Annotated in this window: 13 protein-coding genes; 6 read left to right on the forward strand and 7 right to left on the reverse strand. The window is 69.0% G+C overall.

Features of this window, described 5'->3' with window-relative positions; translation table 11 throughout:
* The first annotated feature begins 238 nt into the window (after positions 1–238).
* Positions 239–4,096, forward strand: a complete 3,858-nt coding sequence (locus tag POL25_RS04670) for a terpene synthase family protein (protein WP_272084618.1) — start codon at positions 239–241, stop codon at positions 4,094–4,096.
* A gap of 37 nt (positions 4,097–4,133) precedes the next feature.
* Here the strand turns inward: POL25_RS04670 and POL25_RS04675 are convergent, their stop codons facing one another.
* Both POL25_RS04675 and POL25_RS04680 read right to left on the reverse strand, forming a co-directional pair.
* Positions 4,134–6,680, reverse strand: a complete 2,547-nt coding sequence (locus POL25_RS04675) for a WGR domain-containing protein (RefSeq protein WP_272084619.1) — start codon at positions 6,678–6,680, stop codon at positions 4,134–4,136.
* 430 nt (positions 6,681–7,110) lie between these two features.
* Positions 7,111–7,746, reverse strand: coding sequence for an SEL1-like repeat protein (locus POL25_RS04680; RefSeq protein ID WP_272084620.1), 636 nt, complete (start codon positions 7,744–7,746; stop codon positions 7,111–7,113).
* Positions 7,747–7,936: 190 nt separating this feature from the next.
* Between POL25_RS04680 and POL25_RS04685 the strand changes: the two genes are divergently transcribed.
* On the forward strand, positions 7,937–8,884 hold the full coding sequence (locus POL25_RS04685; RefSeq protein WP_272084621.1) for a hypothetical protein: 948 nt from the start codon (positions 7,937–7,939) through the stop codon (positions 8,882–8,884).
* A 4-nt stretch (positions 8,885–8,888) separates the two neighbouring features.
* Here POL25_RS04685 and POL25_RS04690 read toward each other — a convergent pair whose 3' ends face one another.
* Together POL25_RS04690 and POL25_RS04695 are read right to left on the reverse strand one after the other, a co-directional pair.
* The gene (locus POL25_RS04690) at positions 8,889–9,116 is read right to left on the reverse strand and encodes a hypothetical protein (RefSeq protein ID WP_272084622.1); all 228 of its coding nucleotides are present in this window, start codon (positions 9,114–9,116) and stop codon (positions 8,889–8,891) included.
* 407 nt (positions 9,117–9,523) lie between these two features.
* The gene (locus tag POL25_RS04695) at positions 9,524–9,991 is read right to left on the reverse strand and encodes a hypothetical protein (protein ID WP_272084623.1); all 468 of its coding nucleotides are present in this window, start codon (positions 9,989–9,991) and stop codon (positions 9,524–9,526) included.
* Between the two features lie 823 nt (positions 9,992–10,814).
* Between POL25_RS04695 and POL25_RS04700 the strand changes: the two genes are divergently transcribed.
* Both POL25_RS04700 and POL25_RS04705 read left to right on the forward strand, forming a co-directional pair.
* On the forward strand, positions 10,815–12,164 hold the full coding sequence (locus tag POL25_RS04700; RefSeq protein WP_272084624.1) for a salicylate synthase: 1,350 nt from the start codon (positions 10,815–10,817) through the stop codon (positions 12,162–12,164).
* A gap of 516 nt (positions 12,165–12,680) precedes the next feature.
* Positions 12,681–13,235, forward strand: a complete 555-nt coding sequence (locus POL25_RS04705; RefSeq protein WP_272084625.1) for an EF-hand domain-containing protein — start codon at positions 12,681–12,683, stop codon at positions 13,233–13,235.
* Here POL25_RS04705 and POL25_RS04710 read toward each other — a convergent pair.
* Together POL25_RS04710 and POL25_RS04715 are read right to left on the reverse strand one after the other, a co-directional pair.
* Complete coding sequence (locus tag POL25_RS04710; protein ID WP_272084626.1) at positions 13,226–14,080, reverse strand: methyltransferase domain-containing protein; 855 nt, start codon at positions 14,078–14,080, stop codon at positions 13,226–13,228. The two genes, POL25_RS04705 and POL25_RS04710, sit on opposite strands and share 10 nt — an antisense overlap.
* Positions 14,081–14,313: 233 nt before the next feature.
* Positions 14,314–14,862 (reverse strand): hypothetical protein, encoded by a 549-nt coding sequence (locus POL25_RS04715; protein WP_272084627.1) that lies wholly within the window; start codon positions 14,860–14,862, stop codon positions 14,314–14,316.
* A gap of 1,066 nt (positions 14,863–15,928) precedes the next feature.
* Between POL25_RS04715 and POL25_RS04720 the strand changes: the two genes are divergently transcribed.
* Positions 15,929–17,107, forward strand: coding sequence for a hypothetical protein (locus tag POL25_RS04720; RefSeq protein ID WP_272084628.1), 1,179 nt, complete (start codon positions 15,929–15,931; stop codon positions 17,105–17,107).
* Positions 17,108–17,202: 95 nt separating this feature from the next.
* A complete protein-coding gene (locus POL25_RS04725; protein WP_272084629.1) occupies positions 17,203–18,387 on the forward strand; it encodes a hypothetical protein in 1,185 nt (394 codons plus the stop codon).
* Between the two features lie 503 nt (positions 18,388–18,890).
* Here POL25_RS04725 and POL25_RS04730 read toward each other — a convergent pair.
* The gene (locus tag POL25_RS04730; RefSeq protein WP_272084630.1) at positions 18,891–19,496 is read right to left on the reverse strand and encodes a hypothetical protein; all 606 of its coding nucleotides are present in this window, start codon (positions 19,494–19,496) and stop codon (positions 18,891–18,893) included.
* Positions 19,497–19,515: the final 19 nt, after the last annotated feature.

Consider the following 19,515-nt stretch of genomic DNA (forward strand, 5'->3'; position numbering starts at 1 on the left):
GACGAACGAGATCGGTGTGCGCGAGATCGAGGTCAGGAATCACGGGCGCACCGCTGGCGCGTCCTCCTGGTGACGGAGAAGGGGCCTGTCCTAACGGTCACAGTCGCGCCGCGCGAGTGCACCAGCGCGATCGTCGGCGTCGAGCGCGACCCAGCTACATGAGAAGATAGCCGCCGAGATGAAGATACTGGCTGTGGACAACCACAAGGGCGGCGGCGCCCGGGAACAGGGACGCTCCATGAAGCACGCACCGACCGACTGCAACCCGGCCTGGGAACACGCAGAGCGGCAAGCTCGCGACTGGGCCGCCCGCGTCGGCCTCGTCACCACCGACCGCGACCGCCGCCGGCTGGCGAAGATGGGTCAGGGACGCATGGCCGGCTGGCTCGCGCCGCACGCGGATCCAGGCGAGCTCGCCCTGCTCGCGCAGTGGGGTGCTTTCATCGCCCTCGTCGACGACACCTACGACCGCGACTCGCAAGCCGGGCCCGCGCAGGTCGACGACTTGATGGATCGGCTCGTCGCCATCGTGACCCACTCCTCGGTCGACCACGACACCTCGATCCCGGCGGTCCGGGCCCTCACGGATCTATGGCCGCGCTCGGTGGCAGGGACCGCTCGCGGGTGGGCCCCGAGGTTCGCCGAACACTACCGGCGGTTCGCCGACGCGACCCGCGAGGAGGCGCGCCTGCGGGCCGGCGGTGTCCGCCTCGACCTGAAGCGGTACCTCGAGCTGCGCCGCCATACGATCACCGCGATGCCCGTGCTCGACCTGATCGAGCGCACCCTCCCGGCCGAGGCCGACGTCCTCGACAAATTGCGGTGGATGGTCGTCGACGCGATCGCGTGGACCAACGACCTCGCCTCGGCCGAGCGCGAGCTGGCCGAGGGCACCGACAACCTCGTCAGCGTGGTCGCTCGCGAGCACCGCTGCGACCGCCACGAGGCCGCCGCGATCGTCCGCGCCATGCTCGACGAACGCATGGACGACTTCGACGACGCCGCCGCCGCTCTGACCGCCGCGGGCCCGTGGCAGGCCGGACTCGGCCCCCGCGTCGCGCTCCTCCGGGCCGCGCGCGACGGCTCACTCGCCTGGCAGGGCGAGACCCACCGCAACCGCACCGAGCCCAGCGACGCCCGCGGCCCTCGCTCCGTCCCGGGCGTCGACCCGCTGATCCGCCACCTGATGCCCGCCGTCGCCGCCGACGGGGCCGTCCGCGACCGCTGCGCCAGCCGCGTCCTCGAGACCGCGCTGCTGCTTTCCCTGCTCCGCGCCACCGATACCCACCCGGCCGAGCAAGAGCTCGCCGCCCGCTACCTGCGAGCCCGTCGCTCCGACGCCGACGCCCTCGACGCCCTCCTGATCGACGCCTGCCTCGACCCCAAGACCACCGCGCCGCGGGCCGTCGCCGCCGCCGCCGCGCTACCGCTGCCGCTGAGCCGCGGCACCGCCGGCCGCGGCCAGCTCAAGTTCGCAATGCTGCGGGTGGTGCTCCACTTGTTGTGCGGCGCGCCCGTGGGCGACCTCGAGATCCCCCCACTCTCCACGACCGACGAGATCACGACCTTCACCGAGGTTCACCGGCTCGTCCTCCGCATCGTCCAGGCGCCACACCTCCATGCGGTGTCCACCGGCGAGGTCGAGCGGCTGCTCGACCTGCTCGGCACCAGCCGCAATCGCGTGCTATGGGAGGCCAGCGCCACGACCCACCTGCTCGGCCTCCACGCCGTGCGCAGGTTCCGTCCGACCCACCGCGTGATCGCCGACGGCCTTCTGCGCCTGACGCTCGCGCAGAACCCCGACGGCGGCCTGCCCTTCCTCGACAGCCAGGACCTGTGGCTCGCGGCCGTCGCCGGGCTCGCCTTCCTCCACCACGCCCGCCTGCGCCCGCTCACCCGCCGCATGGCGGCGTTCGTCGCCGCCTGGCAGGCGCGTGACGGCGGCTGGCCGTTCGCCTCCGGCATGATGCAGACCGACGTCGATACGGCGACCCGCTGCATGGAGTTCCTGCGGGCCGCCGATGTTCATCGCTACCGCGTCCAGCTCGACCGCGGCGCCGCCTACCTCGCGCGCATGGCCGGGCCGACCGGCGGGTTCCCGACGTGGGTCCGCGGCGAAGCCCCCGACCTCGACATGACCGCGGGTGCGATCCTCGCCCTCGCGCCCGATGGTCAGCGCCACCGCGACTTGCTCGTCGCCGCCACCGACTTCGTCCTCGCCGCGCAGTTGCCCGACGGCACGTTCGAGCGCAGTTGGACGCTCAGCGAGGCCAGCGCGATCCTCCGCGTCGTCGACGCCCTCGACGCAGTGCGCAGCAGTTCGTCCCCCGTGGTGGTCGACCGGATCGCCGCCGCGATCCAGCGGGCGGTGGCCCGGCTCGCCGCCACCCAGAACCACGACGGAGGCTGGGGCCGAACACCCGATGCGGACAGCGACGTCCTCTCGACCGCCCAGGCCCTCCCCGTCGTCGTCCGCCACGGCGACCCGGGCCACGCCGCGCGCGCGCTCGCCTATCTGCTCGCGCGCCAGGATTCCGACGGCGGGTTCACCTCGATCCCCGACCAGGTCGGGCCGCGCCCGCTGCCGTTCGACTTCCCGGTTCTGGCCGACATCCACGTCCTGACGGCCCTCCAGCGGTCCGCCGAGCTCACCAACACCGCGGCCCTCGCCGGCCGCGCGCCGCGGATCGGAGACCCTGACTGGTCCGCGCTCGCCTCGCGGATCCGCGGCGTCGTCGTGCGCCCGCGCGACCCCACGTACGAGCAGGGGCGTCTGCTCGTCAACCAGCGCTACGACGACGTCCGCCCGCAGGCCCTCGTCTACCCGGCCTGCGTCGAGGACGTCGTTGCGGTCGTGCGGTTCGCCCACGACCGCAGCGTCCGCCTCGCGCTGCGCTCCGGCGGGCACAGCTACGCCGGCTACTCGACGGGACCCGGCCTCGTGCTCGACGTCGGCTCGCTCAACACGACGAGCGTCGGCGGCGGCCGGGCCCTGTTCGGCGCCGGGGTCAAGGGCATGCAGGCCCACCTCGCCCTCGCGGCCGCTGGCGCCGGGCTGCCGCTCGGACGCTGCCCGTCGATCGGCCTGGCCGGCGTGACCCTCGGCGGCGGCCTGAGCGCGTTCACCCGCGCGTGGGGCCTGGCCTGCGATCACCTGCGCAGCGTCGAGATCGTCACCGCGGACGGCCGGATCCGCCGCGTCGGCCCATGCTCCGAGCCGCCCGACGACGACCTGTTCTGGGCCCTGTGCGGTGGCGGCGGCGGCAACTTCGGCGTCGTCACCTCCCTCGAGTTCGCCACCGAGGTCACCCGCGACCGCCACTTCGCCAGCTTCATCCTCACCTGGCCCGCCACCGACACGGCCGCCGTGATCCGCGGCTGGACGCTCTGGAACGCCGACCAGGGCACGCCCCGCACCCTCAGGAGCGCGTTCGAGCAGCTCAGCGACGCCGGCGCTCCTTCGCTGCCCACCGTGACCGGCACCTTCATCGGCACCCCCGACGCCCTGCAGCCTGCGCTGGACCGCCTGATCGCCGCCGTCGGCCGCTCCGAGGTCCAACGCCTGATCACCCCGTGCAGCTACATCCAGGCCGCCACCGAGGCGGAGCGGTGGGGCGGCGGGACCTGGGGCGCCCGCGTCGCCTTCGCCGCCAAGTCGCACATCGTCCGCCGGCCGATGTCCCCCGCCGCCGCCCACGACATGGCCGAATCGCTCATGCAGCTCCACAGCCTCACCGGCGTCGGAGGCGCCAGCGGCCTGCTGATCGACGGGCTCGGCGGGGCCGTCGGCGATCGCTCCGCCGACGCGACCGCCTTCCCGCACCGCACCGCCGTCGGCGTCGTCCAATACCACTCCTACTGGACCGCGCTCACCGACCGCACACACGTCGAGCGGCGCATCCAGTGGTTGCGCGCCATCCACGCCGTCATGCAGACCCACCTCGGCGTCGGCGGCTACACCAACGGCATGGACCCCGAGCTGCGCGACTGGCCCGCCGCCTACCACGGCGACAACTACTCGCGGCTGCAGCGGGTCAAGGCCACCGTCGACCCCGCGCAGTTCTTCGACTTCCCGCAGGCCGTCACACCGCGGTGACGGGAGCCGCAATGCCCGGGCGGTCTGGAGCGAGTGGCTATCGCCACAGCACGACCAGGCCGGCGAAAGTCGCCGCGTGCTGGCGCTGGGCGTTCGCTCCCGCGGAGCTGGCGTCGCCGAGCACGTGCGCGCTGGCCGGTCGGCGATCGTACCACTCCGGCACCAACCCGTCCGGCCGAATTCCCGCTTCGAACTTCTTAAGCGCGATCGTAAGCCACGATCCGCAACTCTTCGAGTGGCCTAGCCCGGATTTCTGACCACGGTGACGACGGAGAGCGCGGCGGTCGCGGTCATGACCTCGCGGACGGGGCCTCACGCCCGACGCTGAGGTCGTCGAGGGCCGAGCTCGGCCCAAAGCACCGACCGGACTCGTCGAGGCGGCGAGGAGCGACCGTCGCGCGCGACAAAGCGCGCGCGACGGCCGGGCCGCGTGATCAGCCCTGTGCGAGCTGAGCGACCGCTTCGTCTCGTTGGCGGCGAAGGCGGCGCTTCTCTTGCGGTGATACTCGTAGACGTGAGCGGGCAGCTCGGGGTCCTCGACGAAGTCGACGAGCTCGGGGACGCACAGCGCGACGACCTTCTCGAGGGCGGCCTTGCGTTCGGATGCCGACCGGGCGGTGCGCGCGTGCCCGGCCCACGCAAACACGTTGTCGGGTTGAACCTCGACCGCCAGCGAATAGCAGGCCGCCTCGAAGGCCGCGTCGGTCGGACCACGCTCGACGAGCGGGGGATCGCCGTAGTCGTTCCACGGCACTGCACGTACGGCTTCGGCGGACTCTTTGTCCCACATCGCGTCGAGCGCCGTTCGAAGCGAGGCGAGCGCCTCTGCGTCGCGGCCGAGCCGGTGCAGCGCGAGCACATGCCATTGGCAGCCGAGGTGATGGGTATGGTCCGAGCCCAGCGCCTCGAGCAGTCCTGCGCCGGCTTCGCGCGCGGCCTGCCAGTCGCCCTGGGCGATGGCGTACGCCACCGCGCGGTCCCAGAAGACCGCCTTGCTAGTCTCGGCCCAGCGGTCTGTCAGCGTGCTCGGAATTTCACCGATGGACCTCGCCAGGGCGATGAGGTCTTTCACCTTCGCCGCGCCTTCGAGCGTATCGACACGATCCGATTCGAGCACCGCACGCGCCTTTCGTATGATGGTCTGGGCGCGGTGCTCGTTGAAACGAATGAGCTTCTCGTCGCTGCACAGCGCGATCAGGTGGTTGAGCGCGGACGCGCGCTCTTCGGGGGTCGGCGCCTCCGACCCGAGCTGCCACCAAAGCTCCAAGTTGTTGGGAAAGCTCTCGACGGCGTGCTTCAAGCAGCGATGGCGAAACGCCGGCGAGACGTCGGTGGGGATCTTATTCGCGGGATAGTTCTTCATCTCGTTCCCCGAGAGCGCCGTGACCACCATCGCAAACGCCTGCTCGTCGCGACCGAGCTTGTGCAGCGCCGTGGCGAGGCGTGTCCCCACGCGCGGGCGATCTCTCGAGGGGGTCAGGCGCTCGGCAGTGGCTCCGGCTTCCGCCGCCAACGACCAGTCGTTCAGATCCTCGGCTGCGGACATGACCTCGCACCAGAGATCGGCCTCTGCGGGATGCTTCCGCGCGAGCGGCAGCGCCAGCGCGAGCTTCTCGTTTGCCCGCTTCAGCTCGCCGATGGCCTTGAGCGCCTTCTTGAGCTCCTTGGCCGGCATCTTGGGCAGCCCGACGTTCTTGGCGTTGGCATAGAGCTCGTCGTACTTCTCCTGGAGCTCCTCGTCTTCCTCGCGCGTCTCCTGATCGAGCAGGCCCTTCTTGGCGAGCGCCGTGAGCAGCTCGAGAAAGACGTCGAACGAGGTGAACTCCCGCCCGGCCCCCGTCTCGTGGTCGTAGAACAAGATCTGACCGGGCGTGCCGCCGTCGAGCGAGCCCGTGGGGTCGAAGCAGTACAGCTGCCCGTCGCCGTCGGCCATGAACGGCACCCAGCTCTCGGTCCAGGCCCCCGCTTTTTGCCTCCACTCTGGCTTCTCGGCGAGGATGCCATTCATCATCGACCGCGTCTTCTCGATCTCGGCGATCGGCAGCAGCCGATAACAATCGAAGAGCTCGGCCTCGGTGCCGTCGTGGGCCGTGTAGATGGCCAGGAGCGTCGCGGGCACCTCGTGCCCACGCAGGACCTTCAGCAGGTCCTCGGACGCCGCCGGACGCAGCTGCGCGGCGACCTGCTTGTGCTTCTTCCGGAGCGCCTCGAGGAACGCATCGACCGGGGGCGAGCCGGACGCGCCCCGTGGCGCCTGCGCGGCTGCTTTGGCGGCCGGCGCCTTGCTCGCGCCAGCCTTCGGCGCGTGGCTCGCGGGTGCGCTCGTTGCCCCCGCGACGCTCGGCGCGGCTGGCTCGCTCGGCCCTGTCGTCGTGGTCTCGACGTACCCCTTCTTGGTCTTCTCGGCGATGAGCTTGGATGCTTGCCGCTGCGCCTCGTCAGCGTCGCCAAACGTCTTGTCCTTCGCGCTGCCGGCCGTGCCGACGCGCCCAAAGCACACGGTCATGCAGTCGCCCTCGACCGTAACCTCCCAGAATTTTTTCGAGGTGCCCTCGACGAACTCGAACCGACGCGTTGCTGCCATGGCCTTCCTCTACTCCAAGACGACCCGCCCGAGAATCATTTTTGAGGTCGAGCGGACCGCCCGTGATTTGGATCCACGATTGCTTGCTACCCAGGGGTACGGCCGGAACACGACAAGGTGTATCCGCGCCGAGTTCGAATTTCAACCTGCCGGACGGCGGTTCGACGCCGGACGGGTCAGCTCCGACGGCGGTTTGCTGCTGCTGCGCGAGCTGACCAAGAGTTCGGGTGTGTTTCGAAGGTTCGCGTCCTGCTTCCGAGACTACCGCGACCCGAGCCGCATCGAGCGGCGCGCGAGGATCCGCGGCTCCGACATCGGCCGCTGCGAGCGTTCGAGCCGGAGCGCCATGACCCTTCGGACAGCTCCGAAGGGTCATCGACAATTCATGCGCAGGCTCCTAGCCGGCGAAGCGGTGGTGAGCGGCCTCGCATCAATTCGCGGCGCCGCTGCGCACCGCCTCGACCGTCGCCTCAGCGCCCGCGAGTTTGCCGACCAGGACGATCGCGCCGCAGCGGCCGTCGAGCGTCGCCACCGTGCGCGCGAGCGCCTTCTCGACGCAGGCGTTGGCCGCCGGCGAGCCGCCGCTGGCCGCCACGTCGCGCGTCTTGCCGCCGGCGAAGGTCCAGGTCGCCGCGAACGCTTGACCGGCTGGCGCGCACTTGTCGAGCGCGCGCCGCTGCTTCGCCAGCGACCCGGCGATGACGAGCGCGCCAAGCATCGGCATACCACCCATCACACCGCACATCAGGTCGCGCAGCTCGAGCCCGTCGGCGGCGATCGACCCGACCGTGAGATTGGCCTTGGCGATGAACGCGGGGCTCCTTGGCGCGCGCGCGGCCTTGGCCTGGCAGCCCTGCGCATCACCGAGCGCGCACGCCTTGTCGATGAACGCGGTCGTCGCTGCGGGATCGACGGCGACGCCGAGCCCCTTGTCGTGGACCACCGCGGCGATCAGACAGCCGACCGAGTTGCCGCGCTCGCACGCGCCGGTCGCCACGGCCAGCGCGCGCGTGGGATCCTGCGCCGCACCGCCGCTGCCGTTGAGCATGATCGTCGCCGCGCCCATGCAGGCCTCGGGATCACCCTGCTCGCACCGGGAGTCGCAGCCTAACGAGGCCGCTGTGCGGACGTAGGGGATGGGGCGTGCGTCGAGCCGCCGAGAGTACACGTCGAGGAAGGCGCAGACCCTATATCGTCGTCGCGCACAAGCTCGGCAAGGGCTTGCGCGCGCGCGCGAGCTTTGGCAAGGTCCGCCGGTGCACCTTCGACGCCTCGGTCTGTTCGCAACGCTCGCACTGCTGATTACCGCCTGCGGTGAGGACAAGGATCCGCTGGCGACGGTCGGGGGCAGCGGGGCGTCGGCGTCGGGCGCGGGGCCGTCGTCGGACGGGAGCGGGGCGTCGAACTCGAACTCGGCGGGCAGCGACTCGGACGGCAGCGGGTCGGCGGGCGGGAGCACGGGCGACGATCCGACGTCGGGCGGCGATCCGACCGGCGGGGCGATGGGCGACCCGTACGAGACGTGCCAGGACTACATCGCCTGCATCGCGGTGACGACGCCGAACGCGCTGCCGGACGCGCAGTCGGGGTTCGGCGAGGGGGCGATGTGCTGGAGCGGGTCGCCGGTCGACGCGGAGCTGTGCGGGAAGGCGTGCGCGACGGGGCTGTCGCAGTACCACGAGATGTTCCCCGACGAGCCGGCGTGCGATCCGTGCGCGCTCGGGGGCGAGTGCCAGAGCGGGGCGGGGACGTTCCTGCTGGCGATCTCGACGCCGCTCGGGCGCGAGCTGCCGTTCCAGTTCATCGTCGAGGGCGCGGTGTCGGGCGATGGGCCGCTGGCGCTGAGCGTGCAGTCGCTGTCGCTCGACATGAGCCGCGTGACGGCGCCGCGGCTGCCGGTCGGCGAGGTGCACATGCTCAACAGCGACGCGTCGGACGGCAACTTCGTGCTCGCCACGGGTGCGATCATGATCCCGGGCGAGGCCAACCCGCTCTTCGGCGTCCCGGTGGTGGTCGACGCCATCCTGAGCGGGAAGCTCGTCGGGACCGACAAGTTCTGCGGGGAGGTCACGGGGGCGGTCGTGGAGCCGGTCAGCCAGCCGCTCGACGGCTCGACGTTCGCGGCGGTGCGGGTGCCGAGCGCGAGCGAGCTGCCGCTCGACGTGGAGATCGACTGCCCGGGGCAGAAGGTGACGGACCCGTGAGGCGTCAGCCGGGCGGGACGCAGACCTTGTCGACGGAGGAGGAGTCGTTGTCCTCGATGCACTCGTTGAGGACGCCCTTGCCCATGCCGTCGTCGTCGGCGACGGCGTAGACGCTGACGGACCTGAAGCGGCGCCGACGCCGAAAGATCGACCCTTCCCCGCGGTGGTGTTCTGGAAGGGCGTCGACGGCGGCAAGAGCAGGCAGGTGCTCCACATCGACTGGAAGCCGCATTTTCTCCGCCGGGTAGGCACGCGCGCGAAGCCGGGCATGGAGTGGGCCGTTCGCCCAGAGCAGCGCAAGCGCATCAGGGGCACTGCGCCGTTATGTCTGGCTGGCGGCTTCGCGGCTACCACGACGCGAATGGGGTTGAACACGTCGAGATCAAGGTGCGCGCATTACCCAGTCCCGCACGTTTTTTCTCCAACTTGTGCCCGCCGGTGGCCTTCGCGCCAGCGGGACCGGGCCCCCCGTATCAAGCGTGTTCTTCGGTGAAGCCTCCGCCGTCGCCGGCCAGCGCCAAGGCTCACCGAATCCGGGGACGGGCCACTCGTCCCACCGGCGGACCACCTAGTCCTGCACGATGGGCCGCCTGCAGGCAGCGATCGGCCGGGAACCCGGAAAGGGCTGAAGCGCGGGGTTCAGTACCCGAGGAACTCGAGCTCCTCGTCGCTGAGCTTGTGCAGGGGCTGGCGGGACTTGACCTCGCCGGTCGTCAGGTCATTGTAGAGCTCCATGTCGGGAATGTTGCGCAGGATGAGCTCCATCTTGCGGATCTGCCCGCGCTCCGAGTCGATCATCTCCCGCTCGCGGATGATGTTGGCGATGACTCCGGCGGGGACGACGACGTCGTGCTTGGAGTCGCCCTGGGCTTGGTATGAGACGAAGCCCGAGTCGTTGTTCTGGAACTGGATGACCAGGGTGGCGAGGCGCTCGGCGTCGATTTGGTATTCCTCGCGGATGCGCCGCATCCGGGCTTCGCGCTCCTCGATGTTGGAGGCGATTTCCTTGACCTTCTTCTGCATCGCTGCGCGGATTTCGGGGGTGGTCTTGATATTATAGCGGACGGAATCGAACATGTCCGCGGGTCTGTCGACGCGATGGCCCATGGTGTGCCTCCAGGAAAGCATACGAAGCTACCGCGGTTAAGAAGTTTCAGCCACGCATTTCTCCGCTTCTCCCGCGCCGGCGATCGCCTGACCGTGGCTCGCGCGTCGACATGCGGCAGTGAACGGCGCGACTCCGGCACGGCCGGTGAAATCGGTGGCATCACGCGGACCACCGTCAAGACCTGGCAGGACCTGGGCTTCCTGCCGGTGCCGCTCAAGCGGTCGCTCGGCATGGGCGGCGGCGTGTTCAACCGCTATCCGGCCTGGGCCGTGCCGCGAGCACGCTTCATCGCCGAGAAGCGCGCCGCCGGCTTCACCTACGACGAGCTCCGCGTGATGCTGGCGAAGGCGGACGCGGAGGCGAGCCGCAAGGCGAAGGCGCCGAAGCCCGAGGCCGCCAAGCCAGCGAAGACCAAGGTGAGCAAGGCCGCACGCGTGGCTGGCCCAGGCGCTGCAGCTCACGGGTCGCGTCGACGACCAGGCCGAGCTCAAGAGCGACCTCCAGGAGAACATGTCGACGGCCCGACGCGCGCGCGCGGTGGCCGAGCTGTGCGGCGAACATGTCCAGCGCCCGCGATCGATGGCCGAGCCGTGGGCCGGCGAACATGTCCGGCGGCCCGACGCCCGCGCGCGGTGGCCGGGCTGCAGCGGCGCTCATCACATCGGAGTGGGAGCTGGCGGCGCTGGGGTGTTGGCCGGCGCGCGGGGTGGCGCGAAAGGAAAGGTCTTCGACACGCCGACGTGCAGCGGCTCCACGCTGCCGAGGCCGTGGCGCTCCTTCGCGGGTTCCCACGCGGTTGCCTTCAAGGTAGGTTGGCCCACGATGAGCGCGCTGCCCGATCTGGCTGTGACCGGAGAACAATACCGCGAGGTACCATTGCACGGCGATCCCCTGGTGGCCGCCGCCGGGCTGATGGCCGGGACATCCACGTGCAACCGGTTATTGTACGAGCAGGACGGCCAGTTTTGCATCGGCCTCGGCACCAGGGCCGAGCTGCTCGTCGACTCTGGCACCGTGCGAGTGCGGCACGGTGCGCGCGCCGAGACCATGGCATGGCAGGACAATCCGCTGCCTTGGATGACCACGCTGCTCGAACAACTGGACATCCCGCGCTGGTCTGCGTTCGGCTGGGCCAGCTTCGAACTCGCCTACGCCATGGCGGGTCTGCCGGTGGCCGACGATACGCTGTTGCTCCGCCTCGTGGTGCCGGATGTCGAGGTTCGGGTGCGACCCGGCTCGGCCGCCGTGCGCGCGGCGACTACCGAGCAATTGGAAGCGGTGGAGGCGCTGCTACGGCGACCCGTGGCCGACCGCACGCGGGAGCCGGCGCCCATCGCAGTGGATGCACCGGATCCGCAATACACCGCTGCAGTGGCCGACTGCGTGGCGGCGATCCAGGCAGAGCAGCTGGAGAAGGTGATCCTGTCCAGGGAGGTCACCGTGTCCAGTCCGGTCGACCTGCTCGGCAGTTATGTGCACGGTCGCAGGCACAATACGCCAGTGCGGTCATTCGTGATCGACACCCCGGAGCTGACCGCGATGGGCTTCAGTCCGGAGATGCTGGTGGAGGTCGGATCCGACGGCGTGGTGCGCACGCAGCCGCTGGCCGGCACCCGGGCGTACACTGGCGATCCGATCAAGGACGATCGGCTGCGGCACGAGCTGACCACCGACGCGAAGGAGATCTACGAGCACGCCATCTCGGTGCGGCTCGCCTGCCAGGAGCTGGATCGCATCTGCTTTGCAGGCAGTGTCGCGGTGCGCGATTTCATGACGATCAAACAACGCGGCCGGGTGCAGCACCTCGGGTCCGAGGTCAGCGGAACGCTGCCGCCGGTCGGCCCTCACGACACCGCCATCGCCCGGTCCTGGCGCGCGTTCGGGGCGCTCTTCCCGTCGGTGACAGCTTCTGGCATCCCGAAGGCCGCCGCGTACCGAATGATCCGTGCGCACGAGCCTGCGCCACGCGGGCTGTATGCGGGCGCAGTGTTCACCACCGATCATTCGGGTGCGATCGACGCGGCGCTCGCGCTTCGCACCGCCTTCCGCTCCGGCGGCCGCACCTGGCTGCGTGCGGGCGCGGGAATTGTCGGACAGTCCCGCCCCGAGCGCGAGTTCACCGAGACCTGCGAGAAGCTCAGCAGTGTCGCGGCCTATCTCGTCCGGCCCTGACGTCGCCGATGAACAAGCCGGGCACATGCGCGATACGCGTGATGCTCGGCGGGTCGCCTGGACGATGCGCCGTCCTGGCCGGACCTGCGGCCGCGATCCGCTGGCGGTCCAACGACTTGGCCTGGGCCAAGCTTTTTGGAGACCTCCCCAGGATCCGCTTCGACGCCGTTTGAGCCCTGCCGCCAAGGTCGTGCGCGGGCGTCAAGGGTACGCCCACTGCGCTCCTCACGGATGGCTCTGCAGGGCCGATCCGGAGCACCCTGCCGAGCGCCGAATAGATCCGCGATCTGATGGTGGCCTACTTCTGGCGAGCAGAGGTGGCCTACTTCTGGCCAGCGGCGAAGCGAGCTCCGCGACTCGTGCTTCAAGCTCGGCAATTCGGCGTTCCTTGGCCTCCAGTTCGCTCACAGAGGCAGGAGAGCATTTTCGCGCGCCCTGCAAGATTCTCGGCCCGTGAACGGTTACAGCCGTTGCCACCCTGTGCATCACCATGGTAAGGGCTGTGGCATGAATGCAATGGACGATTTCCTCGAGCGCAAGCTGGCGAGACGCTTTCGTGCGCACGATCGCGATGGTAATGGATATCTACAACGACAGGACTTCGAGCTGTCCGCAGTGCACATGGCCGAGGAATTCGGCCACGGGCCGGAGTCTCCTGCCCGAAAGAGGCTCGTCGAGATCAGCCTGGGCTTGTGGGATCACCTGCGGAAGGTCGCCGACTTCGACGCCGACGAGCGCATCAGCCTGGACGAGTACAAGGCCGCATTCGCGGCAGGCATGCTCGAGACCCCCGAGACGTTCGATCAGAGCTATGTCCCTTACATCAACGCAGTGATGGACATCGCCGATCAGGATCACGACGGGAGGCTCACCGTCTCCGACGAAATCCGCTGGATGGGAACGCTGATGAACATGCCTGAGCAGGTCACTCGCGCCGCGTTCCAGCGCATCGACAAGGACGGCGACGGCTTCATCACCACCAGGGATCTGCTGGAGACCATTCGCGCCTACTACTTCGACGACTCGCCCGACGCGCCCGGTCACTGGTTGCTCGGCTCGCTCTATCCGTGATCGCGTCCGCTCGCGCGGTGCTCCGGTTTACGGCCCCAGACCTGAAAGTAGAGGTGCGAGACCACCAGCGTGTCGGGGTCATCGCAATGGCGTTTGAGGTCTCGCAAAAGCCCGCCGAGCTCGGCTTCTCCGACAAATCCGCCGCTGACCAGTGCAGCGCGGACATTTTGGACGAAGTCGAGAAAGATGTGTCGGCGGTTATGGCCGTGCGGGTAGATGTGGATCACCGGATTCACCCGGAGCTCCACGAGCCCGGCGTCACGCAGCATCCGGTGGATCTTTCTTCCCACGAACAGGTCGACGCCCTTGGCGCGGGAATACGCCTGAAAGATCTCGAACAGGCGATCCCAGGCGGGTGAAGGCGGGTCGCACAGGTGCGGGAGATAGTCCGCCTCATGGCTCGCTAGCACGCCTCCTGGGCGCAGCAGGGAGACCATCGCCTCGACGACCTGTTCCGGCCGTGGGACATTCACGAGCACCAATCGACAGAACACCACGTCGAACGATTCTCTCGGCAGGCCGGGCGCCCTCGCGTCGCCATGTACGACCTCGACATTGGTTCGCTGCTGCTTTGCGACATGCGCGCGGGCCGAAGCGACGAAGCTCTCGTTCCTGTCGAGACCGACCACGGTCCCGGTCGGTCCCACGCGTTCGGAGAGCAGCTCGAGCGCCCCCTGCGGACCGCAGCCGAGCTCGATCGCCCGTGCGCCCGGGCGAATCTCCAACTGGTCGAGCAACCACCGGGCCTCCCCCGCGAGATCCTGAATCTGCTTGCGGAGACGCTCTTCCTCCCGCTGGCTGTCCCCCAATAGATACGTTTCGGAGTCCCTCGATTCGCTTTCCATAGACCTTCACGTCATCGACGACGGTAGGAGTGGTTGACTCGCCATGGCGGTGGATGCTCGCACAGCCGCGGCGCGAACTCAACCCCTCGTTCTCCGCCCGGATTCGCGGGGCCGATGAGGACTTCTGGACTCCGAATACTGCGGTGCCGCAGCTCGCGGCACCCCTCGGGCAGGTGGGCCTCGTGCGTCCGACGCTTGCCCGGCGTCGTGCGCTCGTGCGGCAGATGGTGATGTCAATCCCAAACACGCGGGCGAGAAGCTTGGCTCGACCGATGCGACGCGGCCGGGACGAAGTCTCCGGCACGTCGTCCGACTTCGCGCAAGGCACGGTCGAGCGACGCAGCATCGGCCAGCGGGCTGTACATATAAATCTCTTCATCCGGGCCTGCCGGTGCGAAGGCAGCCTCTACCAAGACCGAGGTGTCGGCGCGAAAGAGCAGGAATTTTCCCCGCCGCGCGAGGCGATTTGTGAACAACGCGGCCCCGGCGACCTGAGCCGTCGCGGGCAGCCCCCGCGCCATTGCCGCGAGCTCTTCGTCGACGGCTTTCGGAAATTTCTCGCGGTCCCGATGGAGCTGGTCAGCGATCTTCGACACGTTCTCCCGGTCGCTCGACGCGAGCCAACTGATGATCGTATCCCAGCTCTCGGCCTCCTCGCCCGCGGGCGCCGTCTCGTTCGCATAGTAGACGAGGACCTGGGGCCGCAACGACTCCTCGTTGCCGCAGGACGCGAGGGCGTAGGCGAACATCGCCGCGGCCACCAGCACCGCTACGAGCGGCACGACGAGTCCGCATCCTCCCATGCGCCTCTTGTCTCCGATGCTCGACTACAAATGCTCGCCCGCAAAGCCCAAGCTCGCGGCGCTTTTGCCGAGCCCGTCCTTGTCGCCCGATTCGGGATCCTTGTCGAGCCCATCCTTAGTCGCCCAATTCGGGATCCTTTTCGAGGGCGTACATCATCTTGCGTCCGACGAGCGACCCGCGCACGTCGACATCAGGGGTCCCAAGACTGACCCTCACCAGGTGATCTTTGCCTAGAGCGCCAGCCACATGGATGAGCGTGCCATAGATGGCCAGGAAGATCGACCCGTATGCGACGACAGCTCTTGAGAATCGGCGCATCACTGGGAGCTTGAGTGGTTGGTTTAGGGTCGTCATGTCTTCGCCTCTTCTTTTTCTTCTTCCAAACTTCTGTTTGTATTGGGTTGGCAGGCACGGCCTTGCCGCTTGGGATGTCCAGACCTGTAGTCTAATCGACGGTGCGACGGAACTACGTAAGTATGGCATCAACGTTCATCGAGGCCGCGCCGTGCTCGAACTTTGACCGGTCTGCAAATACTTGGATGCGAGCTGGACCGCGCAAGTACTCCAACGGAGAAGGCCGGCTCGCTGACTTCAGCGGTAGCGACCGATCGCCCGCCACGATGGAGCGATGATTCCGTCCTCGTCGGTGATGTCATCAAGCGGGCAGCGGCCTCATGCGGGCTATCAGGGGCGGCATCCCCCTTGGCCCCCCGACCTGGTCTAATCCACGCCGCGCGGACAAGCATGTGCCGGCAGCCTGGTCGACCGACCGGCCCGCCGAGAGCGCTGAGCTGGCGAGTTGGTCGAGTGGCGCCGTTGGGTCGAGTCGCGCCCGTGCCGGACGTGGTGACTGTCCGGCCGGACGGGGAGGCGGAGCCGCGCTGAACCCCAGCCTGCTTGCTTCCCGCCGCGTGCGGGCCATCCTGAGCCCGGAGACACGTCATGCCTCGATCGACGACTCAGCGTCCTCCCGTGAATAGAGCCTCGCCTGTGAACGGCGGGGCTCGGCCGGGGCCGGCATTTGCGTATGGCGGGCTCATCGCCTTGTTGGCGAGTCCGCTGGCGCTCCTCGCCGGCGACGCTCGGGCGGGCGGCGGCGCGCCCGAGCACGGCCCCGGCGCCGCCATCGCGGAATGCTATGAGTTCACCGTCATCCCCCCGCTGGGGATCGCGGGCGAGAGCGGTCAGCGGCTGGTGGACCTCAACGAGAACGGCGTCGTCCTGCTCCACGCGCTGCCCCACCACACGCCGTGGTACCGCGGCGATGCCCAGCAAACCGCGTTCGTCTTCGCGGGGAAGGTCCGGCCCGTCGTCGTCGACGGCCTGCTGCAGACTCGCGCGGTCGACATCAACGATCGCGACGAGGTGCTCGTGTTCGGCGCGAAGAACCCCGGCGTGCTCCCGGAGTGGAGCGAGGCGGTGATCTGGAGGCACGGCGAGCTCGTGGCCCGGATCGCTAGCCCGCCGGGCACCGCCTTCACCGACGGGGCCATCAACGAGCGCGGCCATCTGGTGCTGGAGACCCGGGCCCCGCGGGTCTATCGCTGGCGCGGCCAGGCGCTCGAAGATCTCGACATGCAGCATTTCACCGTCTTCAACGACGCCGACGAGGTCTTCGACGACGCGGGCACGAAATGGGGCGACCACCGGTCCGAGCTGCCGACCACCTGCTCCGAGGTGCGGCACCTCGACCTGAGTATCAGCCGCCACGGCACCCTCGCCGGCATGCTGTACTGCGACGATCTGGACTGGCCGAACGCGGTCCTCGTGACATGGCCCGAGGGCCAGTTCACTCGGCTCGCGGACGAGACGGAATGGACGGAGCTGTGGGGGGTCACCGACCGTGGCGACATCATCGGCGAGACATTCGACGACTTCGTGCTTCCGGTGGCATGGCGCCACGGCGAGACGGTGCGCTTGCCGCGGCCGCCGTCCACCTACGCCGGGTTCTACGCCGACATCAACGAGCACGGCCTCATGGTCGGCGCCTTCGATCGCCGCGAAGCGGTCGACTTCGAGGGCGACGACCCCGACTCGTACCTCTTCGCCGTCAGCGACGGCACCCGCGTGAAGCAACTGCCGCTGCCCGACCCCCTGGTCGGATACCTCGACCCGATCGCCGGCATCAACGACCGCGGCGACATCGTCGGGTGCGTCGACGACATGGGATACGATTACCGCACGATGATCTGGCTGCCGCGCCCCGCGGCGGCTTGCCCGTGACATGGAGACATGACATGATCGACGTCGCTCATCCATGCATTCGTCGAGGTCAGGCGCGCCCGTCGCTCGCACGACGGCTGTCCGCAGGGTTGCTCGTGGCGGCCGCGCTCGGCCCGGGGCGCGCCGTCGAGGCCGGCGGCTCGACGCTGGCCACCTGCTACGAGGTCACCGTCGTCCCCGCGCTCGAGCTCGACATCGACGGCAGTCGCACGCTGATCGGCCTCAGCGAGTCCGGCCGGCTGCTCATCGACGTGGAGGAAGTGTCGCTCGACGACGTCAGCGTCCTGGCGACCGTCTGGACCGGCGCCGAGGCCCATCCGATCGTGGTCGACGGGCTCGTCGACACGTTCTCGCAGGGCATCAACGAGCGCGGCGAGGTCCTCGTATTCGGCGACCGTGGGGCGGACTCCAGCCAATCCCGGGCCGTGCTGTGGCAGGACGGCGCCGTACTGGCCGAGGTCAGCGTCCCCGAGCACTCGTTCCACCGCGGCTGGCTCAACGAACTCGGCCACGCCGCCCTGCAGACGATCGCCATCTACGCGAACGAGGGCGTGTTCTACCGCGCGTGGCGGTGGCGCGACGGCGAGCTCGCGGCGCTCGACGACAGCGACCTCGAGATCCTCGCGTTCGACGACTACGACGGGGTCTACGGCTTCGATCGCGACGCCCGCGAGTTCGTGCGCTGGGGCGGCGCGCGCACGGTCCTGCCGACCGGGTGTCGGCCCGAATCCGAGGACTATTCGCTGTATGTCAGCGACAGCGGCAGGCACGTGGTCGGGTCGTTCCGCTGCGGAGACACCTGGCACGCGGTGCACTGGACGGGCGGTCAGGTGAGAGAGCTCGAGCATCCTGCTGGCGAGATCCGCGTGCGGGGCGTCAACGACGACGACCACATCATCGGCAGCCGGAGGGGCGGGCAAGGCGAGTGGATCCCGGTGCAGTGGAGCAGCGACCTCGAGCTCGCCGAGATCCCGAGCCTGGGGCACGACGGCGCCTACTTCGACATCAACAACCACGGTCTGATGATCGGCCGCTACTACGATGAGTCGGGCGGCGAGATCCACGCCTATCAGATCAGTGACGGCCACTACGTCGTCGCGCTGCCCTACCCGCCGGGCGCGGACTTCGGGCACGACGCCTACGACGTGGGCCCGCCGCTGGTCAACGACCGCGGCGACCTCGTCGCCGACACCCAGGACGCCGACTGGGCTCACCGCGCGCTGTCCTGGCGGCCCGCGCCAAGCTGCGGCGCTCACGATCGTACGGGCTCACGAGAGTGAGATCGCCGCGATCCGCCATCCTCGAAATGACCCGCATCGAGGTCGTTGATCCCACTCTCGACGTCGCTTACCGTCACGCGCGCTCTGCTTCCACCCCCGAACCCCGCTTCAAACTGCTTAAGCGCGCTGTGCCGCGCGTCGAAGCTCCATGCGAGCGAATCAGCCGAGGCGACGAGCGAGGCCACGAGTCGCGCTTAAGCAGTTTGAAGCGGGGATTCGGACGCCACCGACCTCATGCACCGGCGCTCGCCCGGCTATGCGGCATCGTCATGTCCGCCGCGCCCCGCTATGACCTCCGGCCCGTCGATGGTCGAACCCCGCGCGCGGCCAGATGGCCGTGCGCGGGCTTGAGGTCGCGCGGGGTGACCTCGGCGCGTGCGCTCACATCGGGCCGTAGATCGTCAAGTGCTGCACGAGTTGATTTTGCCCTCCGTGGGCAGCGACCTCTCTCAGAGACCGGAACAGCGTGGACAGCAAGAGGGCTGCGAGAAAAGCCAGGGCCGTCATCCAGGGGACGGAAGCCTTACTGTCACAGGGAGCAGCACAGGCTCGACATGGAGCGCCACGGCGTACAGCACCTCGTCCTGCCGCGGACAGATGCTCTGCACCACCCAGTCCCCCCAGTCGTCGCCGACGAAGAAGTAGGGGATGTCGTCGATGTTGAAGGTGCCGATGAATCGGGCCTGCTCGTTGATCTTCTCGATGTGTCCGCCCTCGACTCCTTGCGGCAGCGGAATGACCGCGAGCTCGCCGCCCTGCCACAGCGCCGGCGCGCGGGTCTCGCCGATCAGGACCGAACCGACGATGTCGCCGCGGTCGTTCAGATCGCCGACCCACACCGCCTCGCCCGGCAGCTCCAGCGCCTCGTTCCACGCCCAGGTCATGCCGAGCCGGCGCGAGTCGCACTCGAACGACGCCGCGACCCGCCCGTCCCGATTGAGCTGCACCTCGTCGGGCGAGTGGGCCGGCGACTGGCAGTTCGTGGGCAGCACGCGCCGTTCGGCCATCACTTCGTCGTCGTGCGGAGCGATCGCTCGCCATCGTTGAAGCCGGCGAGCGCGCTCGCCTGAGCGTGCTTGCGAGCCTCGGCCCGTCGCCCATGTTTTCATCGAGGCAGCGGACCCGCCG

It is taken from the genome of Nannocystis bainbridge, assembly GCF_028368995.1.
In the GTDB taxonomy this organism is placed as follows: Bacteria; Myxococcota_A; Polyangia; order Nannocystales; family Nannocystaceae; genus Nannocystis; species Nannocystis bainbridge.